This is a genomic window from Nonlabens marinus S1-08 (genome assembly GCF_000831385.1).
Classification (GTDB): domain Bacteria; phylum Bacteroidota; class Bacteroidia; order Flavobacteriales; family Flavobacteriaceae; genus Nonlabens; species Nonlabens marinus.
In genome coordinates, this window is sequence record NZ_AP014548.1 from 2,403,128 (window position 1) to 2,429,184 (window position 26,057).

A 26,057-nucleotide genomic window follows, 5' to 3' on the forward strand; every position below is an offset into this window, starting at 1 on the left:
TAGAAAAAATTCAAGGTAGAAAGAACTACAGGTCTATTTTTGTAACATGCAACAATCTCCAAAAGTTACCATTATAGGTGCCGGTGTTAGCGGTTTATGCGCAGCCATCGCTCTTAAAAATGCCGGAATCACGGCACAAATAATTGAGGCTCAATCCAGCCTAGGCGGTAGGGTACAAACTACTTTAAAAGATAATTTAATCTTAGACCATGGATTCCAAGTACTGCTAGACAGCTATCCTGCGGCACAGAAATACCTTGACCTAAAGACGCTTGACCTTGTCAAATTTGCTCCAGGCGCAATTATCTATAAAGGTGGAAAATCCACTAAAGTTGGGGATCCTACAAGAGATGCGAGTTTCCTATGGGCCACTGCATTTTCTAGCATAGGTAGTATTAAGGATAAGTTGAAGATGTTTTCGCTTTCGCGAAAGCTGAAACAAAAAAGTCTGAAATCCATATTTGAAGCTAAGGAAATAAGCACTTTAGAATACCTAAAGCAAGAAGGTTTTTCAGAAAAAATCATAGAAAACTTTTTCAAACCTTTTTATGCTGGAATTTTTTTAGAAACCGAATTATCCACCAGCAGCCGAATGTTTGAATTTGTGTTCAAAATGTTTTCAGAGGGCTCTGCTACACTGCCATCAACGGGAATTGCTGCCATCTCTATACAGTTGGCACGCCAGTTAGAAGAGGGCCAGATTCAATTAAACAGTTCAGCTTCTAGGGTTCAAGGTTCAAAAATTACCATGGATGATGGAACCCAAGTTCATTCAGATTACACAATCATCGCAGGACAAGCAGATCGATTGATTCCTAATTTACCTATATCTAATTTGCAATGGCATGAAGTAACAGTGCTCTATTTCAAAACCAATCATAAAGGGTTTGGCAAACCTATTATAGGTTTAGTAGCTGATAAGGGTACTTTAACTAACAACTTCCATTTTCTACAAGATCTTTTTAAAGGTCATGATAATGTGATCAGCGTTTCAGTGGTAAAAGCGCATGAGCATGAAGAGCATGAGTTGGCAGCAAGAGTGCGTATGGAGCTAAAAGAATACTGCCATATAGATTTAGGGGAAGTGATTGAGGTAAAAAAGATCAAAAAAGCCCTCCCTAATTTGAGAAACATCAATTATTGTATGGAATCTACAGAAACTCAATTAACGGACCATATTTATCTGGCCGGCGATCATTTAAGTAACGGCTCCCTTAACGCTGCAATGCTTAATGGGGAAGTAGCTGCGCAAGCCGTGATCGATAAAATCGAAGGGAAAGTTCTGGTCGGGTGAGGTAATCAACACAAGCCGATGATACCGAAACGAATCATGAAAACTGTATTTTCCTGTCTCTAATTTATTTGACCATTATTGTGGGTAAATAATTTCTTTAAATTTTAAGACAAATAAAAAATCCAGAAAACTCCTCTCTATAAAGCTTCTGGATTTAGTTAATTACCGTAAAATATGGATGGTTACTTTTTAATCAAGCCAATTTCTACAAGTCGTTGGTGTAAAAATTCGCCAGCAGTAATATCTTCATATTCCTTAGGGTGATTATCATCTACACATTCGTCTAGACAATCTAACTTCATATCACTTCTAGGGTGTAAGAAAAATGGTATCGAATATCGGTGTGTGTGCCACAATTCTCTAGGTGGGTTGACAACACGGTGAATGGTAGATCTCAACTTATTATTAGTATGTCTTTGCAGCATATCACCTACATTAATTACCAATTCGTCTTTTTGAGCGATAGCATCCAGCCACTGCCCATCACGACGTTGTACTTGTAAACCTGGAGCACTCGCACCCATCAACAAAGTAATCAAATTAATGTCTCCATGTGCTCCAGCTCTAACGGCATTTTCAGGTTCACTTGTAATAGGCGGATAGTGAATAGGGCGCAGGATAGAGTTTCCATTACTTGCCCAGTGGTCAAAATAATTTTCTTGAAGTCCTATGTGCAAGGCCAGCGCACGTAGCACGTATATACCTGTTTTTTCTAACATGCGGTAGGCCTCCATTCCAGTTTCATTAAAATCTGGAAGCTCTTTTACTACAACATTTTCTGGATAAGTTTCTGTCAATTCAGCATCATTGCTAGGCTCCTGACCAAAATGCCAGAACTCTTTCAAGTCGCCTTCTTTTTTGCCCTTTGCGTGCTCTTTCCCGAAGGATACATAGCCACGTTGTCCACCTAATTCTGGACGTTCATAAGATTTTTTAGTTTCCACAGGCAGTTGAAAGAACTTCTCCACCTCAGTATATAATTTTTCTTCTAAATCATCAGATAGAAAGTGGTTTTTAAGCGCCACAAATCCTATTTCTTCATAGGCTTTTCCTATCTCATCAATAAATTTCTTTTTCTTTTTAGGATCCTCGCTTAAAAAATCAGCGAGATCTACACTTGGTATATTTTGCATGATGACACTATAATTTTAAAATTCAAACTTACCTCACTTGATCTTGATTAGGTGTGTAAGAGTAAGTGCTGAACACATTATTAAATAGAGTTTAAAGATAAGATTCTTTAGCATTGGAAGAACATAGTTGACGTCAAACTTATGATATTATTCTACATTTGATCCACTAACATAGACCTTCAAATTGCTTATGTCTTCCTTATCAATCCCAGATTCTATAAAACAAGAAACTTCTATTAAGCTATTCAAAGCAATGCTGTTGCCTCGATTAGTGGAAGAAAAGATGTTGATCTTATTGCGCCAAGGTCGCATTTCTAAATGGTTCTCAGGAATTGGGCAAGAAGCCATCTCTATCGGTGTAACCATGGCCATGGAAGAAGAGGAATACATCCTGCCTATGCATCGCAACTTGGGTGTTTTTACCTGTAGGAACATACCCTTATGGAAGCTGTTTGCTCAATGGCAAGGAAAAACAGATGGGTTTACTAAAGGACGCGATCGCAGTTTTCATTTTGGGACTCAAGAGTATAAGATTATAGGAATGATTTCTCATCTAGGTCCCCAACTAGGTGTTGCTGATGGTATTGCACTAGCACAAAAATTGAAAAAGACTAAAAAAGCAACTGTGGTTTTCACGGGTGAGGGTGGAACCAGTGAAGGTGATTTTCATGAAGCACTCAATGTTGCTAGTGTCTGGGATTTACCTGTACTTTTTTGCATTGAAAATAACGGTTATGGACTTAGTACTCCTACAAGCGAGCAGTACCGCTGTAAAGATCTTGCCGACCGTGGCATAGGCTACGGGATAGAATCCCATATTATAGATGGAAATAATATTGTAGAAGTCTATTCTAAGATCAAAGACATTTTAGAAGAAATGCGGGAACAACCACGACCCGTATTGGTTGAGTTTAAAACTTTTCGCCTGCGTGGTCATGAAGAGGCAAGTGGTACTAAATATGTGCCCGATGAACTTACCGCATATTGGGAAGCGAGAGATCCTGTCGAGCTCATGAAACAAGCACTTTTGGATAAAAAATGGATATCAGATGAAGATATCGATCGATGGTCGCAGGAATTTAAAAATACCATTAATGAAGATTTAGAGATCGCTTTCGCGAAAGCGAAACCCACGTCATCAATTGAACAAGAATTGGCTGACGTTTATAAACCAAACACTATTAAATACCCGGCATTACCTGAAGCCACCCAAAACATACGTTTTGTGGATGCCATTCATGAAGGACTAAAAGGCGCAATGCGCAAGCATGAAGATTTAGTAATTATGGGTCAAGATGTGGCAGAATATGGAGGAGTTTTCAAAATAACGGATGGCTTCTTGGAGGAGTTTAGTGCAGACCGTGTGAGAAACACACCTATATGTGAAAGTGCTATTGTAGAAGCTGGCATGGGACTCAGTATCGCTGGAATGAAAGCGGTAGTAGAGATGCAGTTTGCTGATTTTGTAAGCAGTGGCTTTAACCCCATTGTAAACTATCTCGCAAAATCATATTACCGTTGGGGACAGCAAGCTGACGTTGTCATACGCATGCCATGTGGCGCCGGTGTTGGTGCTGGACCTTTCCACTCCCAGACTAACGAGTCCTGGTTCTATACCATTCCGGGATTGAAAATTGTCTATCCAGCGTTTCCAGAAGATGCTAAAGGTTTACTAGCCGCCGCCATTGACGATCCTAATCCAGTACTGTTTTTTGAACACAAAGCCTTGTATAGATCTGTATATGGAGAAGTTCCAGTGGAAGATTATGGGATTGAGTTGGGTAAATCACGACTTGTCAGAGAAGGAAAAGATCTTAGCATTATAACTTACGGTGCAGGAGTCCATTGGGCATGTCAGTTAAACGATGAACTAATGTTAAGTATTGACATTATCGACTTGCGAACTTTAGTACCCTTAGATAAAGAATCCATTATAAAAAGCATTCAAAAAACAGGAAAAGCATTGGTGTTGACTGAGGATAATTTGACAGGAAGCATCGCTAGCGATATTGCATCAATGATAGGTCACGACTGCTTTGAGCAGTTAGACGCACCTGTGGTAAGAGTAGGAAGTATAGATACACCTATACCATTTCACCAAGATTTAGAGCGTAGGTATCTACCCATAAATAGACTTAGAGATGCGATAAAAAGTTTGCTAGAATATTAGCTAGTAAGCACTTAATTTTTTTAAATTTGAAACACCCCTCAAAACTAAATTCTACTATTATGAAATTCATGGATGAAGCGGACAATTTTAGATACGTCCTTTGGTTCTTGACCGGCTTGTTTGCAATATTAGTTTTCTTTGGACCTAGTGAGGGAACTCTCGGTTTGACGGGTAGATTGTTATTTGGTTTGTTCTCAAGTCTTTTAGTTATTTATTTGATTTTGAAGTTCATTCAAAAGAAGTATTACTCGCGAAAGGTAGAAGAGTCTCAATCTTAACTTTTATAATTCTTCAATAGCGACTTTCCGCTTCTATCTTTGAGAAGTGGATACAAACTTTGATATTATCATAGCAGGCGGTGGACTTTCTGGTCTTTGGGCTGCCATAGAACTCGGCGGGAGTTATAATGTTTTAATGCTTGATCTTGATACGTACCCCAGACACAAAATGTGTGGCGAGTATCTTAGCGCAGAAATCTCCGATTTATTACAATCTAAAGGCATCAACCTGAGCAAATTATCGGACGTTCACATTGATAACTTTCAAATTTCATTACACAACGGCAAACGCATTTCAAGTAGACTTCCTTTGGGTGGTTATGGTATTTCTAGGTTTTATTTGGATAACGAACTTTTCAAAAAAGCAAGTGAGACTTGCACTATTAAAAAAGAACGAGTCGTAGAAATTTACGATGATCAAGAAATTCAAAAAGTAATTACAAATGAGTCTTCCTATACCTGTAAACAAGTAATTGTTGCCACAGGAAAACGCTCTCAACTGGACCGCCAGTTGAAAAGAGAGTTCATGCAAACCAAATCAGAATGGCTAGCGGTGAAGATGCACTATGATTATGAATTCCCTACAGATCGCGTAGAGTTACATAATTTTGACGGTGGTTATGCTGGTCTTTCTAAAACCGAATCTGGAGCGGTCAATTTATGTTATCTGACTAGTTTTAGATCCTTCAAGCGTTACAAGGATGTCGCCGTTTTTCAAGAAAAAGTTTTGAGTGCTAACCCTCACCTCAAAGTTTTTTTTGAGAAAGCAGTTCCCTTATGGAAAAAGCCGATTACCATATCGCAAATTTCTTTCGGAGCTAAAAAGCAAGGCGCACACCAACTTTTATTTATTGGAGATTGTGCGGGATTAATACATCCCTTATGTGGAAACGGTATGGCCATGGCAATACATAGCGCACACATCGCTGTTAGTGCTATTGATGAGTACTTAAACGGACGTCTCAACAGGAAACAGATGATCCAGCGATACAATAAAAACTGGCGTTCTACTTTTAGCTCACGCATGCTCATGGGACGCTGCATGCAAGCGATTTTAATACATCCAGGAATTACTCGAGTAATGTATAATATATTACACCGACTCCCTTTCTTGATGCCTAAGATTATCAAAAAAACCCACGGTAAACCAGTTCAGTCTTGAGATTTCAGTCCCATCGCCGCAATACGGAAGCCGAATGGATGGATGATCCATTACTAGACCCCATAATTTTAGATCAGGCGGTAGCAGACATCAACACGGTAAATCACCTATTAGGCGGCTACAAATTCACAAAGGCGGCTGTCCAACAAGTAATTAATGAAAACCCACAGGAATCGTATAAGATCATCGATTTTGGCTGTAGTGATGGCGCGATGCTCCGGTATTTAGCACAGGAATTACCGCAAGAGCAACTGGATCTATTGGGAGTGGATTTAAGCCCTAGATCGATCCAACAAGCTCAAGAAAAGAGCAGGGATTTTGAACGTATTCGCTTTCGCGAAAGCGATATTTTCAAAACACCCGTGCAAGATTTGAAGTGTGACATACTTTTAGTGACATTGACACTACATCATTTTGCGGAAGAAGAGGTATTGAGGTTTCTAAAACGATTTCAAGAAATGGCAGGTATAGCAATCATCATCAATGACTTGCATAGAAGCCCAATTGCCTATAACTTCTTTAAAATATTTAGTCCTATTTTTATAAAGAATGAGATTTCCATGCATGATGGATTAATCTCCATTGCCTCTGGTTTTAAGCGATCTGATTTTAAGCGATACGCAAAACAACTGGAGATCATTAATGACCGATTGACATGGAAGTGGTCGTTCCGTTTTATCTGGATCATACCCACACATGAGCGTAACAATTAAAAGCGTTGCCACAGTAACGCCTCAATATTCTAAACAAACGTCTGAAATTCTTCCATTCGTTGAAACCTGGTTAGCAGATCAAGACGAGCGCCTGCGCCGCAAAACCATTAAGATTTTTGAAGGTGCTGCAGTAGATAAACGATATTCCATAATGGACCCAGTTGAAGTATTTACAAAGACTTCATTTCAAGATCGTAACGATATCTATAGGAGGGAAGTGGTGCCACTGGCAAAGACCGCTGTGGAACAAGCCTTATCTAAAGCCAACTGGGTACCCCAAGATTTGGATTACATTATTACCGTCAGCTGTACGGGTATTATGATACCATCTATTGATGCGTATCTGATCAATGAAATGAACATGCGTCAAGATATTGTAAGGTTACCAGTAACTGAGATGGGTTGCGTGGCTGGAATATCTGGACTTATATATGCTGATAATTTTCTAAGGGCTAATCCTGGAAAGAAAGCCGCTGTCGTGGCTATTGAAGCACCTACAGCAACCTTTCAAATCAATGATTACTCGATGGCTAATATGGTTAGCGCTGCGATCTTTGGTGATGGATGTGCTTGCGTCCTTTTATCATCAGTGGAAGGAGGGGAAGGACCACAAATTAAAGGTCATGAGATGTACCATTTTCCTGATGCCACTCATATGATGGGTTTTGACCTTGTGGATAGCGGTCTCAAAATGGTGTTGGATAAAGAGGTGCCAGAAACTATTGCAGCTCATTTTCCTGCAATCATCCATCCATTTCTTAAGAAGCATGAATTGGAAATTAAAGATATAGATCATTTGATATTCCATCCTGGTGGGAAGAAAATAGTCCAGACCGTGGAAGCCTTGTTTAGTGATTTAGGTAAGAATATAGATGATACAAAGGAAGTGCTGCGACTTTATGGAAATATGAGCAGTGCGACGGTGCTTTTTGTTTTAGATCGTTTCATGAATAAGTCAAATGTAAAAAAAGGCGATACTGGATTGATGCTCAGTTTTGGTCCAGGTTTTACCGCTCAACGTATTTTAGTACAATGGTAAAAGATCTAGAAGGAACCTACGGTTTAATATTAGGGGGCAGTAGTGGTCTAGGCTATGCTAGCGCAGTTAAATGTGCCAACCACGGCATGAAGTTGATCGTTATCTATCGTTCAGGTAGAGCACAACAAGATGTTGTAAATCAAAGATTTGAAATTTTAAAAAACTCCTCCAATCACCTCTTTATAAATGCAGATGCAACAAACGAGCTAAAGATCCCTGGTTTAATTGAAGAGCTTAAAAACTATCTGAATGGTCAGCGTTTATTTTTACTGCTTCACAGTATTTCTAAGGGAAATTTGAAACCCATGAAGGGAGAGAGTGCATTGAACACTGGTGACTTCACGCAAACAATTCAATCCATGGGGATCAGTTTATACGCCTGGGCTCAAGCCTTGCGATCTGCCGGTCTTTTAGCAAATCCATCTCGTGTGATCAGCTTTACCAGCGAGGGCAACCAGAAACCTATGCCCGGGTACGCTGCTGTGAGTGCCGCTAAAGCAACTCTAGAGGCGATTACCAGGAATATGGCGCTAGAATTTGCAGTAGAAGGGATTACAACCAACTGTATTCAAGCTGGGGTGACTGATACAGAGAGCTTGCAGCGCATTCCCATGTATGAAGAACTCAAAAAAAACAGCCTGCAACGCAACCCGTTCAACAGATTGACTCAGCCAGAAGATGTAGCAAATACCGTTTACCTATTGTGCCGTCCTGAGGCTGCTTTCATCAATGGCAGCGTTATTAAAGTCGATGGAGGGGAATCCCTAACTTAGCACTCATGTTACTATCTCAACTAGAAAAAATAGTCGCAAATCTTCCCTACGGCGAGGGTTTTAAGTTTGTGGATCAATTATTAGAATTAAATGAGGATCAGGTAATTGGGATATATCGCTTTCGCGAAAGCGAATACTTTTACAAGCATCATTTTATCCATCAACCTGTAACTCCTGGAGTAATTTTGCAAGAATGTATGGCTCAAATTGGCTTAGCTTGCTTGGGCTCTTATCTAATGCGAGACTCGAAAGAACAACTACAATTTGTTTTTACTGAAGCTCATGTCAATTTTTTAGAAAAAGTAGTACCAGGAACTACCGTCATTGTTAGTGCTAAAAAGGAATATTTCCGATTCGATAAACTGAAAGTGGTCGTTCAAATGCTAGATGAAAATGAAACTAAAGTAGCCGAAGGCTGGTTGTGCGGAATGATTCTTACCGCTCCAAAACAAAAATCTGACTCATGAAATCAACGAGTTCTAATAGGGTAGTGGTAACTGGACTGGGAGTTGTAGCACCTAATGCCACAAATGTTACTCGGTTTTTAGAAGCTTTACAAAATGGAACTAGCGGCATAAGGTTCGATCAGCAGCTCGCCGATTTAAACTTTGGGTGCCAAGTGGCTGGAACACCGCCCGTGACTCAAGAACTGATCGATGAATACCTAACGCCGCTCCAGCAACGTGGATTTAAGGCAACAGGTATGTTATATGGCATCATTGCTGGCAAACAAGCCTTTGCTGATGCTGGATTAGAAATAGCTCCTAAAGAACACGCATTGGAAGATTTCGGGATCATCTTCGGTACAGGTCAAAGTGGTGGTGAGAAATTTAGAGAAGCCATTCATTTAATTGATGAAGGCAAAGTGCGGCGACTGGGAAGTACCAGTGTGATCCAGACTATGAGTAGCGGTATCAGCGCATGGCTGGCAGGTGAGTTGGGTGCAGGTAATCGTGTCACAAGTAACTCTAGTGCTTGCTCTACTGGAACAGAGGCGCTGCTTATGGGCTACGAACTGATCCAATCTGGAAAGGCAAAACAAATGCTGGTAGGATCTACTAGCGACTCTGGACCTTATATCTGGGGTGGTTTTGATGCCATGCGTATTTTGCCTACTGGCTATAATGAAAACCCGCAAGCCGCAAGCAGGCCATTTTCTGATGATGCGTCAGGTTTTGTACCAGGTTCTGGTGCTGGAGCTTTGATTATAGAAAGTTTAGAGTCGGCAAGAGAGCGTGGAGCCTCCATTTATTGTGAGATTATAGGCGGTGCTATAAATGCAGGTGGGCATCGTGGAGACGGTAGCATGACAGCGCCTAATGGTGAGGCTGTTAAGAAAGTCATTCGTATGGCTATGAAAGATGCTGAAATTGAGTCAAATCAGGTAGATGCGATCAACGGGCACATTACCGCCACAGGAAAGGATGCTTATGAGGTCAGAAACTGGTCACAAGCACTGGAGCGATCAGGAGATAATTTTCCTTATATGAATAGTTTTAAATCTTCAATCGGCCATTGTCTCGCTGCAGCTGGTAGTGTGGAATTAGTAGGCAGTGTTTTGCAACTACAGCAACAACAAGTATTTAAAAACAATAACATCCACCAATTACATAGTGATATTACAAAGATTCTAAGCGATGACCGAATCCCGACCGAAACTATTTCTATAGACTTAAATGTCTTGCTGAAAGCGAGCTTTGGCTTTGGTGATGTGAACGCATGCGTGGTATTGAAAAGATTTAATGAATGATTATAATTTTTAATTGCACTTATCTTTAATACGCGTTCTAACTTAGCAATGATTCATATTTCAAATTTTAGCATGACCCATACAGAAATTCAAGAGCGACTTTTCAAAATTGTAAAAGTGTATTTACCACAAGATGTAGATGCAACTGCCATCAAGCCTGAAAGTCATTTAATGAACGATTTGAATATAAACAGTGCGCACCTGGTAGATGTGGCACTAGATGTTGAAGATGCTTTTGACATCGTATTGAATGAAAAAGATATGGAAGAAATGCAAACCGTCTCTGATGCAGTTCGCATTGTTCAAGCAAAAACAAGCTAAATCTTAATAGCTTGTTTCATTTTTTTTGATTTGATGACTTGCAACTAAAGTTATCTGATTATATCATAAAAAACTAGTTGAATTCTCTTAAATTTATCAGTTTCATACTATATCTTCATGTTATTAACGAATTATTTAAGAATAAATTCGATTAACTAAAAATGCTGTAGTACTTTAGTGTTCTATGGCACGATTACCTAAACTACAGCGATTTGAAAACGAGGTAGCCTCAAAATACCAGATATTTAATGGTATTTTCATGACGCTTCCTTTTGATAATATTTCTAATACAGGCGGACTGTTGCCGTTGTTTCATGAGATCTGCAAAGAAGGTTTCAAACGACAAAAAAACCCAACAGAGATTGTAGATTATTTCTACGAACGCTATATGCGGGATACCAGTCAAGAAGAACGGGAGCAATTATTGTTTCGATTTATTCAATATATTGAACGTCAAGTTGTTTTATTTGATGCCATAGAAGACGCTGCATTTGCTACGGTCCAGAATTTAGACGGTCGTGGGACACTGCGCAGTATTAAGGAGGAAGCTCAAGCCTTGAAAAAGGAATCTGAACTTGCTGCATACTTACAAGAGTTGAAGATAAAGCCAGTACTAACAGCACACCCCACGCAGTTTTATCCAGGATCTGTATTAGGAATCATCAATGATTTAAGCACCGCCGTGAATCGAAATGATGTGCGAGAAGTAAAACTCTTGTTATCACAATTAGGGAAAACACCGTTTTTCAAGAAAGAAAAACCCACTCCTTTTGATGAGGCCACCAGTCTCGTTTGGTATCTAGAAAACATTTTCTACTACGCCATGGGGAACATTTACGATTATGTCACCTCAAACTTACCAGTAACTCGGGATTTTCAAAATGCCATGATAGAGGTGGGATTCTGGCCAGGCGGAGATCGCGATGGAAATCCCTTTGTGACCACTCAAATCACGCTGGACGTCGCTCAGAAATTGCGCAGTACGATTTTTAAAAATTACTACCGTGATTTGCGTAAGCTAGGACGTAGATTAACCTTTAAGGGGGTAGAGCAACCACTTAAGCAACTGGAAATCAAATGTTACCAAGCCATTACTGAAACAGGTACATTGAATTTCACCGCACAAGACCTTCAAGAGGAATTGCAAGGAATTAAGAGAACCGTGATTGATAAGCACAACAGCTTATTTGTAGAAGAAATTAATTCGCTAATCAATAAAATCCATCTCTTTGGGATTCATTTTTCCAGTCTTGACATACGTCAGGACAGTAGTATACATGATCAAGTATTTGATAAGTTGTTCGCTTTCGCGAAAGCGAACTTCCCAGAAAATTACTCTCAATTATCAGAGGAAGAACAGCTGAAAGCACTCGCGACTGTAAGAGCTGACATTCAAGAGTCCGATGTGGAAGATGAGTACACCAAGCGAACTATTGGTAGCATACGTGCCATCAAAACAATCCAAGAACGCAATGGAGAACGAGCTTGTCACCGCTATATAATATCTAACACACAAAATATATTGCATATTATGGAAGCATATGCGATGCTAAAATTGTGTGGATTACACCAGCCTGCTGTAGATGTCGTTCCCTTGTTTGAAACGGTCCCAGATTTGATTCATGCGCCTAATGTGATGCGCAAGCTGTATTCCAACAAAGAATATCGAGATCATTTATCCAGAAGAGATCAACAGCAACACATCATGCTAGGTTTCAGCGATGGAACTAAGGATGGAGGGTATTTAATGGCCAATTGGAGTATTTATAAAGCTAAAGAAGCGCTGACAAGCGTGAGTCGGGAATTTGGCATAGATGTGGTATTTTTTGATGGTCGTGGTGGACCTCCAGCTCGTGGTGGTGGACAAACGCATCAGTTTTATGCATCCATGGGATCTAAAATTGAATCCAAACAAATACAATTAACCGTTCAAGGTCAGACGATTAGTTCCAAGTTCGGCACCTTAGACAGTTGTCAATACAATCTGGAACAATTACTCAGTAGTGGAGTATCCAATGCTATTTATGACAATGCCGCTAATGATTTTTCTGATCAGGAATCCAAGACCATGGATGCATTAGCTCAATACAGCTATGACGCCTATACCGCATTTAAGGAGCATCCTAAATTCCTGCCCTATCTAGAAAACATGAGTACGCTCAAATACTATGCGATGACAAATATAGGTAGTAGACCCAGCAAGCGTGGGAGCAGCAGCGAACTCCAATTCAAAGACCTGAGAGCCATTCCTTTTGTAGGTTCTTGGAGTCAGTTAAAGCAAAATGTTCCAGGATTTTATGGGGTAGGTACTGCATTGCAAAAAATGGAGGAAGATGGAAAATGGAATGAAGTTCAAGAGTTGTACAAACACTCTAAGTTTTTCCGTACACTTCTGGATAATAGCATGATGAGTTTAACTAAGTCATTCTTTGGTTTAACTGCTTATATGCAGACAGATGCTACTTATGGCGAATTTTGGAAAATGATTCATGCGGAATATGAGCGTTCTAAATCATTAATGTTGAAGCTTTCTGGAATGAAAGAACTGATGGAAAATGAACCCGCTGGGAAAGCGAGTATTTTAGCCAGGGAAGATATTGTATTACCGTTGCTTACCATCCAGCAATATGCTTTAAAAAGTATTCAAGAAATGCCTGCGGATGATTCTAAACAGCGTAAAGTTTACGAAAGACTGGTCACTCGATCCCTGTATGGAAATATCAACGCCAGTAGAAACTCGGCTTAAAAGTTGAATTTTTTAAAAATCTTGTTCATGTATGTTTAAGTATTCTTAAACAATCGTGCTAAGTATGTTATGGGCTGTATTTTAGGAGTATTGAATAATCAATTTAAAAAGTAAATATATGAGCAGTCCAAAAACCGACGTTTTTAAAAATACACCAACCGACCATAAAATTCACGATCTCATCAAAAACCGATGGAGTCCACGCAAGTTTGCAGATACTCCAGTCAGCGATACAGACCTTCAATCCCTATTTGAAGCAGGTCGTTGGGCAGCAAGTAGCAGTAACTTACAGCCATGGAATATTGTCTGGGGCAAAAAAGGGAGCACGGCTTACGATCGCATTATGAAAGTCCTTGTGGAATTCAATCAGGGTTGGGCAAAAAATGCCCCTGTGCTGATGCTGGGTGTTTTTGATAAAAAGACGCCTGATGGAAAAGATAATTTTCACGCGCTACATGATTTAGGTCAGTTTGCTGCTAATATGTCCATACAGGCGCAAAGTATGGGCATAGCACTACACCAGATGGCAGGCGTAAAGCATGAAGAGGCGTTGAAAGAATTTAAATTTCCAGACACGTACCATGTAGCAACAGCCATCGCTGCAGGATATTATGGCGGTGAAATGAGCGACCTTCCTGAAGATTTAAAAGGAGAAGAGAAAAAAGAACGTCAACGTAAAAAGCAAGATGAATTTATATTCAACGGCGATTACGTAGAAAGAGCGGAAGTGGATCAGAGTTAAGTTTTAATCGCCCGTCGTGTGCAATTTGAAAAACGAAAAGTTTGAGAAATAAATTACTGATTTTATTGACTTTAATTTCTCTCAATTCCTGCCAAATGAATTGGTATGGAGATATAAGTTTGGGCTCTGATTTTTACTATATGGTTGAGCCAGCTTTTAACAGTATCGTGATTCCTGTAAATCCAAACGAACCTTATAAATCCAGTATTTACATCATAAAGGATATTGAAAGTGTCGGATTTAATAAAAACTATATCCTTGTGACTTCAAAAATCGGAGACGAGACAAAGTATTGGCGGATTGACAAAAAAGCGGTATCAAAAGAATTGGGTTATAAGGTTAACTCAATAATGGAATTATCAAATGTTTTGGAAATTAATTCAGTGGAATTTGACAAAATCAAAAAAGACGAAAAAATCAAGTTGAAAACCAAAACTGAATATAGAAAGGAACTGAATTATGAATAAAAAAATGTACACAACGCGGTCTATAAAAGATAGCTGATTTGGGCTTTGTGAGAGATTTGTGTTTATTAACTAAGATCGCCAAATTTTTAATTTGGCTTTTTGAGAAGATATATAAATTCGGCTCTGTGTTTTAACGAAAGGGTCTCGTTTTTATAAACGCTACGTTTCATGCACAAACCATTAACAGTCAAGCTTTCGCGAAAGCGAGTAAGTCTAAGTGAACAATGCTCCAAACCAGTACTTCAGGAGTAATAATCTAGAACAACAGCCCTGTAAACGCAGGGCTGTTGTTTTTTTTAAGCAGAGGCTAATTTACTACGTCCATCATTGAACATAAAAGTCAATTCCGGCTTCAGTGTTTTAAATGCGTTTTTAAAATTGTTAGCAGATTCTTCTATTATAATACTGTCGTTGCTCTTCAAGCGTATCTGCATTTTTAAAGTGCTGACCAGCTTATCGCGGTTATCGAAGGTTCGACTTAAAAAACAGTAGATCGTAGAAATATGCGACTCTTCATCCATTAGATCCTCTAGAGAATCAGTAATGAATTCTTCCAGTTTTTTACTTCTGGTTAAATGGGTATAGTTAAAATGTACCATAATCGATGAATTTGTTCAAACATACCGATTAAAAGCAGTCAGTATTCGATTAACGACTATTTTAACAGTTTTTAGAGCTTTTTATCGGTATTCAACGACTCTTTAACGTCTTGTCGATCTTTTTCATCGCTTTTATAAAAACTAGAAAATAGCATTCCTATACCTAAAGCAGCGAAAATTACTGCTAAGGACAACCATTCTGGAAATTCTACATGATGAACCAGAATAAGCTTGACGCCCACGAATGCGAGTATTGCCACTAGGCTGTAATGAATGTATTGAAACTTGTCCAACAAATTAGATAAGAAGAAGTACATGCTACGTAATCCCATAATCGCCAGTATATTACTTGCGAATACTAAAAATGGATCTGAAGTTATCGCAAGAATTGCAGGTATAGAATCCAGAGCAAATAGGATATCTGTCAATTCAATGACGATCAATGCAAGAAATAGGGGAGTTGCCACTCGTTTTCCTGCCTGGATCACAAACATCTTTTGACCATCCAATTGCTTAGTTACAGGAAACAACTTCCTAGCAAAGCGATAGATAGAAGACTTATCTGGATCAAAGTCTTCCTCATGTGAGGTCAACATATTGTAAGCCGTATATAATAAGAAGGCACCAAAAACGTAGGTCATCCAGCTCACTTCATTGATCAGTGCGACCCCAAAAAAGATCATCAACCCTCTAAAGACAAGAGCTCCTACAATACCCCAAAACAATACACGATGCTGATATTTTAAGGGAATAGTAAAAGATTTGAAGATAACCGCGATGACGAAAATATTATCAATACTAAGAGATAACTCGATCAAATAACCAGTGACATATTTTAGGGCAGCAGTTCCAGCACTTAGATTATCTGGATTAGCAATCCAGTTGTTATCATAGATAAAATACACCATGCCAGTAAACGCTAACGCAATTCCTACCCACAAGGCAGTGTACTTAGACGCTTCTTTTGTATTGATTACATGCGCGTTCCTATTGAATACAAAAAGATCCAGTACTAAAAAAATACTTACTAGTATTATAAATGAAATCCAAACAATCATATAAAATGGGTATAAAATAAAATCCAGCCGTTACAGCTGGATTAAGTGTTTCAAAGATACAATGCTTAGGGAATATGAATCTTAGAAGTATCGTTACCGAATAGTTCTGTAATATCCCCATACAAATGAGCTTCTATAGCCCGTTTACCTTTTATAGCAATGGGGAATATGAAGAGTTCTGGCTCGTGCTGTAACAACTTTATGGCGCCATCATTATCTAGCGTCACGTTGTCACCGTGCTTTTGAACAAATGTGGAATGATCCATATGTAAGAGGTCTTTTACTTCTCGACCTAATAAATTAGCAATTTCACTCCACAGTGTCCCTGTGATTTTCTCCTTGGTAATATCCAGCGCGTTTAGTTTCACGTCTGCCGATTGGGCATATGCAAAAATCTCGCGGTGGTTTTTAATATCAGAATTGTAGAGAAGGACAATTTCCCGCTCGTCAGTGGCAATAGATATCATATTAATGAGAAATCATATCAGACTTGCGCTTCTCGCACTGCGTCTTAAGTTGGCTTACTACCTTAGCTACGGATTCTTTGAAGGTATTGTGGGACTCTTCAGCAAAAAGGCGTGGTCCTGGCGCGCTCAAACGGATTTCAGCGATCATTCCAGTTTCACGGCTGCTTGTATTTTCTTTTCTAAAAAAAACATCAGCTCTAGTCACCCAATTGTATCTATCAAATATAGGTTGAAGCTTTTCTTCAGTGAATGCTTCCAGCTCTTGGCTGCCTGTTACGTGTTGGTAGTTGAAATTTATCGACATATGTTTTGATTTTTATTTTAAAGATAAAGAGTACGTCTAGTCTTGATCTCTAATTTAATCAATTATTAGCAATGCTTTAGGGTAATCTTAAGGGAATTTACAGATCGCTGTTAATTCCTTGAGAAATCAAGGAGAAAGCTTGGTTTTCCACATTCTCAGCTAAGTTTCACTCGATCAATAAAATACCTGATTGCACCGTATTTCATGGGTCTTTGGACCTCATAAAATTTGTAGAACTGCTTATATTCGCTGGCTTATGAAAAATTTGGTGACCTGCACGGTGTTGATGATTAGTTTCGCTTTCGCGAAAGCGCAATTAGGATTCTGTACTGGTGCATCTAGTGAGGCCATATTCACCGAAACTTTTGGCCAAGGAACGACCAGTGGACCGCCTTTAAGTGCCATGCAAACCACCTACAGGTTTGTAAATTCAGGTGTGCAAGATGGAGAGTATACAATTTCAAGCAATTTACGCCAGTTAGGAAGTTTCCATAACGCCGACGATCATACGGGAAACCCCAATGGTAAAGCGCTTATTGTGAATGCTTCTTTCGCACCTGATCAGTTTTACCAGACAACTATTAATGGTCTGTGTGAAAATACCAACTATGAGTTCAGTGCCTGGATCATTAATTTATATAATCCAGGTAGTAATGCTTGTACAGGTAGAGAGGTTCCTGTACAAGTGCGATTTGAGATTTGGGATGCGACGGACACTAATAGACTCGCTCAAGGAGTCATGAATCCCAGAAATGGAGAAAATCAACCGGTCTGGATTCAATATGGCCTTACGTTTACAACGGCAGCTGGACAAAGTGGATGTATTTTGAAAATGATCAATGAAGGTAGCGGTGGCTGCGGCAATGATCTAGCGATTGATGATATCGTTTTCCGTACTTGTGGCGATGTGGTGCAATTGGAAGACGATGCCAATGCTTTAAATAGGTTTCGTTGTTCTGCTGATCCCGCAGAATCCATAACACTAAATGTCAACACAAGCGAGGCTGTATTTACCACTCCAGAATACCAGTGGCAATCTAGTACTGATGCTATTAACTTCAATGATATCAGTGGAGAAACTGCTAGCAGCTACACCACACCGCTCATCACTAGCGATACTTTTTATCGCGTAAAAATAGCCGAGGATGCTGTAAATCTAGCAGGCTCACAATGTGCCAACTTTTCAGAGATATTTGAGTACGATATTATTGAAGTACCTAATGCAAGTCCTGTAAATGATAGGGTAGCGGTTTGTGATGATGCGCTAGGTGTTCTGGAAGTGAACCCTGCTACAGGCTTTGAAGTAGATTGGTACGATTCGGCTACCGGCGGTAACATGCTACTGGGCGGCTCCAGCACCTTTGAAACTAGCCAGGCTGGATTTTATTATGCCGAGTTGCGTGAACCAAGCACTGGATGTGTGAGCGAAAACAGAGCCGAGATTGAATTTGTAACAAGTGATATACCCATAGTGACAAGTGCTAATTTTAGTATTTGCCCAGAAACGAGTGTTACCTTGGATACTGAGTTTGAAAATGCTGCTAGTTACGAATGGAGCACAGGAGAAGTGACACCCACCATTGATGTGAATGCCGCTGGAAGCTATACTTGTGTGGTTACGAATGATCAAGGTTGCAGTGCTACTGCTACCTTTGAAGTTGACGTATTTACCATTCCTGAAATAACAGACCTGATTTTAGTAGGAGATGAATTGCAAGTGATTACTAATGACGGTAATTTTTTATACAGTATCGATGGGGTGAATTACCAACAGAGTAATATTCTAGATATTAGTGACTTACTGAGAGTCAACGTGCGAGTCACGGATCAAAATAACTGTACAATTGTGACTCAGACCTTTGATCGCATTGGAATACCTGATTATTTTACCCCTAATGCGGATGGATTTAATGATGTATGGACTATCGGAAATATAGAGGCTTTTCCGGGCGCTAGAGCAGAGATTTTTGATAGATACGGTAAGTTGCTTAGAGTGTTGACAGTGGTAGATTCAGGATGGAATGGAACTTTTAACAATGAACCATTACCCAGCTCTGACTACTGGTATCGCATCTATTATGAAAGCCAAGAAGTGGTAGGACATTTCAGTCTAAAGCGATAGAGTAGAGGTTATTGTAAATAATTAAGTCCTTTTTAGGGATAGCTTGGCAGGATTTTGGTAACTTAAATGCTGAAAATCGATTCTCATGAAAAGCAACATATTCACTCCGTATAAAGCTCTGATTCCAGTAATAGCTGTCGTGGCTTTTTTTATAACTTCCTGTAGCGTCACTAAAACCGGGACTGAAGCGGAGTACGCCGCGCTTCAAGAACGTATTCAAACAGGAAATATCAAGATCGCTGTAGATGCTGCTTATCCTTTAAATACATTTGCAAGCCAGCAAGTTTTGAACAGCGTGTTACGAGGTACAGGCGATAACGCAAATCGTATAGATTTGACCGGTGACGGTTATTATCTAGAGTTAGGGCCTAGACGAGTGATTGCAAATTTACCATTCTATGGTGAGCGACGTCAAGGTGGTGGTTATAATGATATCAGTGATTCTGGAATTCAGTTTGATGCGATCCCGAAAGAATATGATCTAGAATTAAAAAAGGACAAGTATCAGTACGACGTGAACTTTTTAGCAAGTAAAGGCACAGAGAATTACGACGTAGAAGTGATCTTATTTGCAAATGGCAATGCGGTGATTTATATCACTAGTAATACTAGAACTCGTATAGAATATCGAGGCAAAGTAGTGGATGAGGTAGAATAGACTTAGGTAATAGAATACCTGCGGATTCTTAATTATTCTATTTGACATAATATAAATTATGGTTCATTTGAATAGAATAGTTATTATTCCTTAAGCCATCGTTGAATCACAACTTAATCATTGGCATCCCTTGACTGGCTTGATAATACATATAGCCAATCCATGCAGCATACAAGAATGCAAATATGGTGACTGCGATAATATGTTTGCGGACAGACGCTTTCCATTGAAGCGATAAAAAGAAAGCAAAAAGCGGTATGATCTGTAATCCATGTAAACCGAAAAAATGAGCGATTCGCAAATCGCCGGCTATCGTACTCCAGTTTACAAATGGTAATCCAGCGCCGCCATCAGCAATCCCCACAGTATGTGACATTTGGCTGACCATTTGACTGCCTATCCAACTGCCCGTGACAATAATGACCCAACCCATGAAGATGGCAAATTGAATGGCCTTAGTGGTTTTTAATTTTAGGCGTACGGTCTCAACGACAAACAGTATCATGATGAGTACGTTGATTCCTATGAGTAATCCCATAGCAGCAAATAGCAACCCATCGAATAAAGTAGATTGGTTGTAATGAGAAGGTACTCCTCGTGAGGCCTGATAAACTATGATTCCCACTTCTAGGAGTAGCGACCACGAAATTATATTGTTTATGATATTTTTTTTTCGCCTTGAAAAAGGATATAACGTGATCAGAAAACCTACGGTAAATATGTAGATAGCTCCTGAGATACAGAATTTCAAAGGTTTGATCCACACATTTATTCCATATAAGGTTCTATCATCTATAAAGAAGGCCATCCAGCAAAAGAGTGCTCCCAGTAGGTGAATCAGCGCGATGGTAAAAAGTATTGGGCTTTCTTGTCTGACCGTACGAACTGCTTTTCTTAAATAATTCATGCTGTCTTTCCTTTACTTAATTTAATGATCATAAAAAGTAAAAAGCCTAATGGGCCAAACATGAATGTAGCCAATAAACATACCGCCATAATCAATTGGTGGATACGTAGTTTTTCATTTTGTGTTAACATCCACATACCCACCACGAGGTCAAATGCGAGGTAGTGTATCCAGCCAGCTAAGACTGCCTCTTCTGTGGTAAATAAATCCATCACAGATGCCAGACTGCCAAAATCCATCATACCTCCTGCCATCAAGGCTTGAACTATATATATCACATAGATCACAGCTAAAACAATCGGAATAACCTTGAAGTGCATTAAAAATTTGGTCACCTTCCATTTAGGCAAAATGATCATTAAGATCCACATAGGCAGGACTAGAATATTTACTACTGAAAAAACGTCTGTAGGAGTCATAGTTGGTTGGTTTTAAAGCAAATTGCTTTTTTTGGTTATTCAAATATGCAACTATTATGCAGAGCTCTATATTTTAAATAGCTGAACCGTACGATCTTGTCGCTGAATTGTAACCAATTTGGCTTGCCGAATAAGGTATTTGATTTAAACAATGCTACTTCCTGTTATTGTAAATTGCTAAGCTTTGACTATTGCACTATTTATGATTCCTAAACTTCATTACATATCCAACGCCGAAACTCCTCAAGATCATCTGGATAACATCCAGAAAGCCTGCAGTGCTGGAATAGAATTGGTACAATTGGACATGAGACACGTCAAGAAGGCGGCAGTGTTAAAACTATCTAAGGACGTACAGGCTATTACTTCGCATTTCCAAACCCGTCTCATTATAACGGGTCATTATAAAATTGCTAAAACCATTAAAGCAGATGGTGTGTTTTTAGAAAAAACAGACGCCTGCCCTACTCTAGTTCGAAAGCAACTTTTCCCATGGCAAAGCATTGGTGCGAGCACCCATACATTGCAAGATTGCGAGAGCTTACTTAAAAAAGAGGTGGATTATATAGCATTAGGACCCTTCAAAACTTTTGATGATACTCAAACCATAGCTTTAGGGCTCAATGGCTATACTGCTATTGCGGAAGCTTTAACAACTGAAACACCCTTAATAGGTTTTGGCAATATTGCTACTGACGATGTGAAAAATATTTTGGAAACTGGAATATCCGGAATCGCGGTATCCCAAGAAATCAAAGCCGATTTTAATTTGATCAAAACCTACCATCAATTGCTTAACGCTTCTTCCACACAAGAGATGCGGCACAACTTCTAAATTGATTTTATGATGAAAACTTGCTTAAAAGCTGTAGGTAAGTTCGCTTTCGCGAAAGCGAAAAAAACATCTATATTCTAACCTACTCAGTCTAAAACCACTACAAATTTAGCATAGCAATTGTGAACATCTATCCAATGATTTACAAGTTGAAGCATATCCACAACTCTATATTTGCCGCCTAAAAATAATAGATGAGTGCAACCTGGTACGAGTGTAAAGTGAAGTATAGAAAATTTGATGAGGCGACAGCAAGCCATAAGATGAAAACAGAGCCCTTTCTAGTGGATGCGATATCTTATACAGAAGCTGAAAGCAGAATTACCCAAGAAATGGCGGCTTATTTGAATGATAACGAGGAAATCAAAATCACCAATATCAAGGTGGCTAATTATGCTGAGATTCACCCTTTTGAAAATACAGATCGCTGGTTTCGTTCAAAGATTTCGCTGATTGCAGTGGATGAAGAAAGCGGCAAGGAGCGCAAGACGAATATGTATTTACTCGTGCAAGCTAATGATGTGAAAGAAGCTTATGAAAATACGGTAAGCGCCATGGCAGATACTATGGGAGAATATTCCATTCCATCCGTATCAGAATCTCCTATCATGGATGTGTTCCCTTATTTCACAGGAGAAGAGTCTGATGTAGAACGTCTGAAAAACTTTACAGCTCTTAAGGACTCTAAACCAGTCTCTAATGAAAATGATGAAGTATTAGAAATGGAAGATTCCCTTACTTCAATCGCCGATTAAGCCTTATTTTTTTTCAAAGACCATGCAATGCTGCCAGGGCAAGTTGTCGATATTCTCGACTAATTTGAACCCAGCAGCATTCCATTCTTTGATAGATTGAGCCTCGGTCATTTTGTGGATGGTTTTGATGGGGATTTGTGGATCTTCACCACGGTATTCGATCAAAAACACCTTGCCATCTGCTTTTAATGCATTTTTAATGGATTGCATCATCTCTAATGGGTAATTGAACTCGTGATACACATCTACCATCAGGACTTTATCGACGCTATTCTCTGGCAAATTCACACTTTGTTCGCTGCCTTTGATCAGGTTGACGTTATCTAGTCCATTTATTTGCTGTTGGCGACGTATTTCCGTCAGCATTTCGTCTTGAATATCTACTGCGTAAATGGATCCTTTGTCTGCCATGCGAGCCATTTTAAAGGTATGATAACCAGATCCAGCGCCTATATCTGCAATCACGTCATCTGCCTGGATATCCATGTTTTGTAAGAGTTCAGAAACATTTTCTTCTTGTTCCCGTTCTGGACGGTTGAGCCATTCCATGCCTTGGAATCCCATCACATGCGCAATTTCTCTACCTAGGAACCACCTCCCTATCCCGTTGTAATCGCCGGACTTATAGGTATAGATTTCGTTAGTGGTTTCGGTTTGTAATTCTTTTTTCTGACTGTTGCAGCTTTGTAAAGGCACTATCAAGAAGCCCATCATTGCTGATAGGTATAGGGTTTTCGCTTTCGCGAAAGCGAAATTCCCACACATTAAATAACTCAACTTAAACTTCATATCAATCTATTTAAATAATTGCAAGTCAGATTATAATATTTACACAGCCTTTCTCAACACCTCTAAAGGCGAACTGTTTAAGACACTACGTATATTGCTCAAGCCTATCGCCAGAACCAACACCGATATTCCTGGTAAAAACACTAAAAATGGAACTCCAGAAGGCAGGAATGGTTCTTTAAAAACAATGAGTGCGAGTAGAAAACTGCTCACCAGTGCCAGTAGAATTCCTACTAAACTACCTAATATTCCTAGGAACAAATATTCCAATGCGGTGATCTTGAGTATCTGTTTGTTTTTTGCTCCCAGCGTGCGTAGCAAGACACTTTCCTTGATGCGCTGGTACTTGCTGGTACTTACAGACCCAATCAAAACAATGATTCCAGTAAGAATACTGAAAAATGCCATGAAGTTAATGACCCAAGAAACTTTGTCTAGAATGTCCTCTACAACCGTGTACACTTGGCGTAAATCAATGATAGAAACGTTAGGAAAATCCCGTACCAAATCTTGCTGCAGCCCAGCCGATTGCTCTGGTGTCGCAGCATAAGTTGTCAAGACATTAAATTGAGGAGCATCCTCCATAACTCCCGTTGGGAAAACTATGGAAAAGTTGAGTTGCAGATTAGCCCAATCCACTTTTCTAATACTTCCTACGGTTGTCTTCATTAGCACTCCTTGCACATTGAAAGTTACCGCGTCCCCTACTCCTATTTGAGCATCTTCAGCAAGATTATCGCTTATGGAGATCTTGATATCGTTGCGATTCTCTTGTTTAGGAATCCAATTTCCAGCAACCAATTCTTCTGACGGAATCAAATGATCTCTGTAAGTGGTTCTAAATTCGTGATTTAAGATCCACCGGCGTATTTGGGTGGTAGTATCCGTACGGATGCTGTTGACCAGTTTGCCCTTGATGCTGTGCATGCGCATAGTAACCAATGGGATATTATCAATGATGGGGAGTTGATTATCTGCATTCGTTGCGACCACAGCCTCCAACTGGTCTGGTTGCACGTCTAGAGTGATTAGGTTGGCCTTTTCTTCGGTTTGACCTAGTTCTGCTTTATCAAGTAAAATGTCTTTAGTAAAATACAACGTGCTGATCAAGAAGGTTCCTAATCCTATTGCGACCAGCAAAACTACCGTCTGGTTGTTAGGCCTGAAAAGGTTCAATAAACTTTGTCTGGTGGTAAAAGAAGCTTTTCTAGGGAAGTACTTTTTAATCACTGACATGGTACCAATTGCAATACCAGCAAGAATGGCAAACGTAACGATCACACCACCTATGAACGAGAGCGCAAACAGAGCTTCCCTAAGCAACCAAAATGAAAAACCAAATAAGAAGATCAAGATCAATCCGATTACGCCATATCGAGCCTTTCTAGATGCTGCGGGCTTAGAACTACTCATACGTAAGACTTCCAATGGCGAAACGTACCAAGTACGTAACAAAGGCAACAAAGCAAACAAGACCGACATAAACACACCCAACAACACACCTATCAATAAGGGTTGTGCGCTGATGCTTATTTCTACATCAAACGGAAGGAACTCTTGCAATAAATAAGGCAACAATTCTAAAATAGCTACGCCAATAGCGCTACCTATCAAACCACCTATCAGTCCAATACCCGCAATCTGGATTAAGAAAATAAGGAAACTTTGTTTACGGGAAGCACCCATACATTTCAACACGGCAATCGCTTGAAGTTTTTCTTTGATATAAATATTTACAGAACTCGCGATTCCCACACAGCCTAAGAGTAATGCTATAAAGGCCGCCAAGTTTAAAAAGACAGCAACATTTTCATAACGCCTTCCCAGTCTGCGGCTGGTGCTGGTGTGGGTATCCAGATCTGCATCTAATTTATCAAGCATGGGCTCTACCCTATTTTCCAGCGCCTCTAGATCTGCGTCTGGTTGATTGAAAAAGAACTGGTATTCTTTTCTACTACCGAATTGTAATAACTCGGTCTGATCTACTAGTTGAAATGGAATCACAACAATAGGCGCTACGGATGTTGAAATCGCATTACTACCTGGCATAGATTTGAGGGTTCCTGATATCGGCAAAGTCAATTCGCCTACTTTTATAGAATCCCCAGGCTTGATTTTATACTGTAACATTAAGGTGGCATCTACCAGGGCACCGTCATTATCTAGGTAATTGGCAGATGCGGTACTAGGTTGCGTCTCCATTTTTCCGTAAAATGGAAAAGCCCCATCAATAGCGTGAACGCTAACTAGTTTAGTTCCTCGATTTTTTGGGAACGCAATCATGGATACAAAATTGACCTCCTTTGCGTCGGGCTGCAATGAGTCAATAATGGCTTGAACGCGTTCATTAGGAACATTATCACTATCGATGATAAAATCAGCACCCATAAGTGATTTTGACTGCCGCTGGATATTGTCTGTCAGATTTTGACTGAAGAGTTGTATGGATACTACGGCAGCAATTCCTAAAATGATAGATGCCATGAAAAGCAGTAGTCGCGTTCGGCTGGCTTTAGCATCTCGCCAGGCCATTTTAAATAGCCAAGACCATTGTGT

26 protein-coding genes are annotated in these 26,057 nt (G+C 39.6%); 17 read left to right on the top strand and 9 right to left on the bottom strand.

The annotated features are described in order from the left end of the window. The first annotated feature begins 46 nt into the window (after window positions 1-46). On the top strand, window positions 47-1,294 hold the full coding sequence (locus NMS_RS11030) for an FAD-dependent oxidoreductase (protein ID WP_041496800.1): 1,248 nt from the start codon (window positions 47-49) through the stop codon (window positions 1,292-1,294). 182 nt (window positions 1,295-1,476) lie between these two features. On the opposite strand, the gene NMS_RS11035 is transcribed toward NMS_RS11030, so the two are convergent. Continuing rightward, window positions 1,477-2,427 carry an isopenicillin N synthase family dioxygenase gene (locus NMS_RS11035; RefSeq protein ID WP_041496802.1) on the bottom strand — a complete coding sequence of 317 codons (951 nt, stop codon included), beginning with the start codon at window positions 2,425-2,427 and terminating at the stop codon, window positions 1,477-1,479. Between the two features lie 190 nt (window positions 2,428-2,617). Here NMS_RS11035 and NMS_RS11040 point away from each other — a divergent pair, with 190 nt between their 5' ends. The 12 genes from NMS_RS11040 (at window position 2,618) to NMS_RS11095 (ending at window position 14,588) form a co-directional block, all read left to right on the top strand. Then, window positions 2,618-4,597 carry an alpha-ketoacid dehydrogenase subunit alpha/beta gene (locus NMS_RS11040; protein WP_041496803.1) on the top strand — a complete coding sequence of 660 codons (1,980 nt, stop codon included), beginning with the start codon at window positions 2,618-2,620 and terminating at the stop codon, window positions 4,595-4,597. A 59-nt stretch (window positions 4,598-4,656) separates the two neighbouring features. Continuing rightward, a complete protein-coding gene (locus NMS_RS11045; protein WP_041496804.1) occupies window positions 4,657-4,875 on the top strand; it encodes a hypothetical protein in 219 nt (72 codons plus the stop codon). Between the two features lie 46 nt (window positions 4,876-4,921). Beyond that, complete coding sequence (locus NMS_RS11050; RefSeq protein WP_041496805.1) at window positions 4,922-6,037, top strand: NAD(P)/FAD-dependent oxidoreductase; 1,116 nt, start codon at window positions 4,922-4,924, stop codon at window positions 6,035-6,037. Further along, window positions 6,034-6,750 (top strand): methyltransferase domain-containing protein, encoded by a 717-nt coding sequence (locus tag NMS_RS11055; protein ID WP_041496806.1) that lies wholly within the window; start codon window positions 6,034-6,036, stop codon window positions 6,748-6,750. Before NMS_RS11050 ends, NMS_RS11055 begins: the two co-directional genes overlap by 4 nt. Continuing rightward, window positions 6,734-7,789: a type III polyketide synthase gene (locus NMS_RS11060; RefSeq protein WP_041496807.1), complete on the top strand. Its 1,056-nt coding sequence runs from the start codon at window positions 6,734-6,736 to the stop codon at window positions 7,787-7,789. Before NMS_RS11055 ends, NMS_RS11060 begins: the two co-directional genes overlap by 17 nt. Beyond that, window positions 7,783-8,562: an SDR family oxidoreductase gene (locus NMS_RS11065; protein WP_041496808.1), complete on the top strand. Its 780-nt coding sequence runs from the start codon at window positions 7,783-7,785 to the stop codon at window positions 8,560-8,562. Before NMS_RS11060 ends, NMS_RS11065 begins: the two co-directional genes overlap by 7 nt. A 5-nt stretch (window positions 8,563-8,567) precedes the next feature. Beyond that, on the top strand, window positions 8,568-9,029 hold the full coding sequence (locus tag NMS_RS11070) for a 3-hydroxyacyl-ACP dehydratase FabZ family protein (protein WP_041496810.1): 462 nt from the start codon (window positions 8,568-8,570) through the stop codon (window positions 9,027-9,029). Further along, entirely contained in the window at window positions 9,026-10,312 is a 1,287-nt protein-coding gene (locus tag NMS_RS11075) for a beta-ketoacyl-[acyl-carrier-protein] synthase family protein (protein WP_041496812.1), read from the top strand. Before NMS_RS11070 ends, NMS_RS11075 begins: the two co-directional genes overlap by 4 nt. Before the next feature lie 72 nt (window positions 10,313-10,384). Then, complete coding sequence (locus NMS_RS11080; protein WP_041497678.1) at window positions 10,385-10,633, top strand: acyl carrier protein; 249 nt, start codon at window positions 10,385-10,387, stop codon at window positions 10,631-10,633. A gap of 184 nt (window positions 10,634-10,817) precedes the next feature. Continuing rightward, window positions 10,818-13,379 carry a phosphoenolpyruvate carboxylase gene (locus NMS_RS11085; protein WP_041496813.1) on the top strand — a complete coding sequence of 854 codons (2,562 nt, stop codon included), beginning with the start codon at window positions 10,818-10,820 and terminating at the stop codon, window positions 13,377-13,379. A gap of 118 nt (window positions 13,380-13,497) precedes the next feature. After that, the gene (locus tag NMS_RS11090; protein WP_041496814.1) at window positions 13,498-14,121 is read left to right on the top strand and encodes a nitroreductase family protein; all 624 of its coding nucleotides are present in this window, start codon (window positions 13,498-13,500) and stop codon (window positions 14,119-14,121) included. Window positions 14,122-14,162: 41 nt separating this feature from the next. Further along, window positions 14,163-14,588, top strand: a complete 426-nt coding sequence (locus tag NMS_RS11095) for a hypothetical protein (protein WP_148311384.1) — start codon at window positions 14,163-14,165, stop codon at window positions 14,586-14,588. Window positions 14,589-14,884: 296 nt separating this feature from the next. Here NMS_RS11095 and NMS_RS11100 read toward each other — a convergent pair whose 3' ends face one another. The 4 genes from NMS_RS11100 to NMS_RS11115 form a co-directional block, all read right to left on the bottom strand. After that, window positions 14,885-15,187 carry a hypothetical protein gene (locus NMS_RS11100; protein ID WP_041496816.1) on the bottom strand — a complete coding sequence of 101 codons (303 nt, stop codon included), beginning with the start codon at window positions 15,185-15,187 and terminating at the stop codon, window positions 14,885-14,887. A gap of 71 nt (window positions 15,188-15,258) precedes the next feature. Continuing rightward, entirely contained in the window at window positions 15,259-16,245 is a 987-nt protein-coding gene (locus NMS_RS11105; RefSeq protein WP_041496817.1) for a TerC family protein, read from the bottom strand. 65 nt (window positions 16,246-16,310) lie between these two features. Continuing rightward, window positions 16,311-16,712 carry an arsenate reductase family protein gene (locus NMS_RS11110; protein WP_041496818.1) on the bottom strand — a complete coding sequence of 134 codons (402 nt, stop codon included), beginning with the start codon at window positions 16,710-16,712 and terminating at the stop codon, window positions 16,311-16,313. A 1-nt stretch (window position 16,713) separates the two neighbouring features. Beyond that, the gene (locus NMS_RS11115) at window positions 16,714-17,016 is read right to left on the bottom strand and encodes an HPF/RaiA family ribosome-associated protein (protein WP_041496820.1); all 303 of its coding nucleotides are present in this window, start codon (window positions 17,014-17,016) and stop codon (window positions 16,714-16,716) included. Between the two features lie 256 nt (window positions 17,017-17,272). Between NMS_RS11115 and NMS_RS11120 the strand changes: the two genes are divergently transcribed. Beyond that, window positions 17,273-19,138, top strand: a complete 1,866-nt coding sequence (locus tag NMS_RS11120) for a T9SS type B sorting domain-containing protein (protein WP_041496821.1) — start codon at window positions 17,273-17,275, stop codon at window positions 19,136-19,138. Window positions 19,139-19,223: 85 nt separating this feature from the next. Next, on the top strand, window positions 19,224-19,796 hold the full coding sequence (locus NMS_RS11125) for a DUF4251 domain-containing protein (RefSeq protein ID WP_041496822.1): 573 nt from the start codon (window positions 19,224-19,226) through the stop codon (window positions 19,794-19,796). 106 nt (window positions 19,797-19,902) lie between these two features. Here the strand turns inward: NMS_RS11125 and NMS_RS11130 are convergent, their stop codons facing one another. Both NMS_RS11130 and NMS_RS11135 read right to left on the bottom strand, forming a co-directional pair. Next, on the bottom strand, window positions 19,903-20,703 hold the full coding sequence (locus tag NMS_RS11130; RefSeq protein WP_052476925.1) for a hypothetical protein: 801 nt from the start codon (window positions 20,701-20,703) through the stop codon (window positions 19,903-19,905). Continuing rightward, window positions 20,700-21,122, bottom strand: coding sequence for an ABA4-like family protein (locus tag NMS_RS11135; protein ID WP_041496824.1), 423 nt, complete (start codon window positions 21,120-21,122; stop codon window positions 20,700-20,702). Before NMS_RS11135 ends, NMS_RS11130 begins: the two co-directional genes overlap by 4 nt. Before the next feature lie 184 nt (window positions 21,123-21,306). Here NMS_RS11135 and NMS_RS11140 point away from each other — a divergent pair, with 184 nt between their 5' ends. Continuing rightward, window positions 21,307-21,957, top strand: a complete 651-nt coding sequence (locus NMS_RS11140) for a thiamine phosphate synthase (RefSeq protein WP_394330688.1) — start codon at window positions 21,307-21,309, stop codon at window positions 21,955-21,957. 194 nt (window positions 21,958-22,151) lie between these two features. Then, the gene (locus NMS_RS11145) at window positions 22,152-22,712 is read left to right on the top strand and encodes a DUF4494 domain-containing protein (RefSeq protein WP_041496826.1); all 561 of its coding nucleotides are present in this window, start codon (window positions 22,152-22,154) and stop codon (window positions 22,710-22,712) included. Between the two features lie 3 nt (window positions 22,713-22,715). On the opposite strand, the gene NMS_RS11150 is transcribed toward NMS_RS11145, so the two are convergent. Continuing rightward, complete coding sequence (locus NMS_RS11150) at window positions 22,716-23,501, bottom strand: class I SAM-dependent methyltransferase (RefSeq protein WP_231862388.1); 786 nt, start codon at window positions 23,499-23,501, stop codon at window positions 22,716-22,718. 39 nt (window positions 23,502-23,540) lie between these two features. Continuing rightward, window positions 23,541-26,033, bottom strand: a complete 2,493-nt coding sequence (locus NMS_RS11155; protein WP_041496827.1) for an ABC transporter permease — start codon at window positions 26,031-26,033, stop codon at window positions 23,541-23,543. Window positions 26,034-26,057 lie beyond the last annotated feature (24 nt).

Excerpts from the sequence above, each read along its gene's own strand:
- NMS_RS11030 (WP_041496800.1), top strand. The coding sequence starts at position 47 with ATGCAACAATCTCCAAAAGTTACCATTATAGGTGCCGGTGTTAGCGGT.
- NMS_RS11035 (WP_041496802.1), bottom strand. The coding sequence starts at position 2,427 with ATGCAAAATATACCAAGTGTAGATCTCGCTGATTTTTTAAGCGAGGAT.
- NMS_RS11040 (WP_041496803.1), top strand. The coding sequence starts at position 2,618 with ATGTCTTCCTTATCAATCCCAGATTCTATAAAACAAGAAACTTCTATT.
- NMS_RS11045 (WP_041496804.1), top strand. The coding sequence starts at position 4,657 with ATGAAATTCATGGATGAAGCGGACAATTTTAGATACGTCCTTTGGTTC.
- NMS_RS11060 (WP_041496807.1), top strand. The coding sequence starts at position 6,734 with ATGAGCGTAACAATTAAAAGCGTTGCCACAGTAACGCCTCAATATTCT.
- NMS_RS11065 (WP_041496808.1), top strand. The coding sequence starts at position 7,783 with ATGGTAAAAGATCTAGAAGGAACCTACGGTTTAATATTAGGGGGCAGT.
- NMS_RS11070 (WP_041496810.1), top strand. The coding sequence starts at position 8,568 with ATGTTACTATCTCAACTAGAAAAAATAGTCGCAAATCTTCCCTACGGC.
- NMS_RS11075 (WP_041496812.1), top strand. The coding sequence starts at position 9,026 with ATGAAATCAACGAGTTCTAATAGGGTAGTGGTAACTGGACTGGGAGTT.
- NMS_RS11080 (WP_041497678.1), top strand. The coding sequence starts at position 10,385 with ATGACCCATACAGAAATTCAAGAGCGACTTTTCAAAATTGTAAAAGTG.
- NMS_RS11085 (WP_041496813.1), top strand. The coding sequence starts at position 10,818 with ATGGCACGATTACCTAAACTACAGCGATTTGAAAACGAGGTAGCCTCA.
- NMS_RS11090 (WP_041496814.1), top strand. The coding sequence starts at position 13,498 with ATGAGCAGTCCAAAAACCGACGTTTTTAAAAATACACCAACCGACCAT.
- NMS_RS11100 (WP_041496816.1), bottom strand. The coding sequence starts at position 15,187 with ATGGTACATTTTAACTATACCCATTTAACCAGAAGTAAAAAACTGGAA.
- NMS_RS11105 (WP_041496817.1), bottom strand. The coding sequence starts at position 16,245 with ATGATTGTTTGGATTTCATTTATAATACTAGTAAGTATTTTTTTAGTA.
- NMS_RS11110 (WP_041496818.1), bottom strand. The coding sequence starts at position 16,712 with ATGATATCTATTGCCACTGACGAGCGGGAAATTGTCCTTCTCTACAAT.
- NMS_RS11115 (WP_041496820.1), bottom strand. The coding sequence starts at position 17,016 with ATGTCGATAAATTTCAACTACCAACACGTAACAGGCAGCCAAGAGCTG.
- NMS_RS11120 (WP_041496821.1), top strand. The coding sequence starts at position 17,273 with ATGAAAAATTTGGTGACCTGCACGGTGTTGATGATTAGTTTCGCTTTC.
- NMS_RS11125 (WP_041496822.1), top strand. The coding sequence starts at position 19,224 with ATGAAAAGCAACATATTCACTCCGTATAAAGCTCTGATTCCAGTAATA.
- NMS_RS11130 (WP_052476925.1), bottom strand. The coding sequence starts at position 20,703 with ATGAATTATTTAAGAAAAGCAGTTCGTACGGTCAGACAAGAAAGCCCA.
- NMS_RS11135 (WP_041496824.1), bottom strand. The coding sequence starts at position 21,122 with ATGACTCCTACAGACGTTTTTTCAGTAGTAAATATTCTAGTCCTGCCT.
- NMS_RS11145 (WP_041496826.1), top strand. The coding sequence starts at position 22,152 with ATGAGTGCAACCTGGTACGAGTGTAAAGTGAAGTATAGAAAATTTGAT.
- NMS_RS11150 (WP_231862388.1), bottom strand. The coding sequence starts at position 23,501 with ATGAAGTTTAAGTTGAGTTATTTAATGTGTGGGAATTTCGCTTTCGCG.
- NMS_RS11155 (WP_041496827.1), bottom strand. The coding sequence starts at position 26,033 with ATGGCCTGGCGAGATGCTAAAGCCAGCCGAACGCGACTACTGCTTTTC.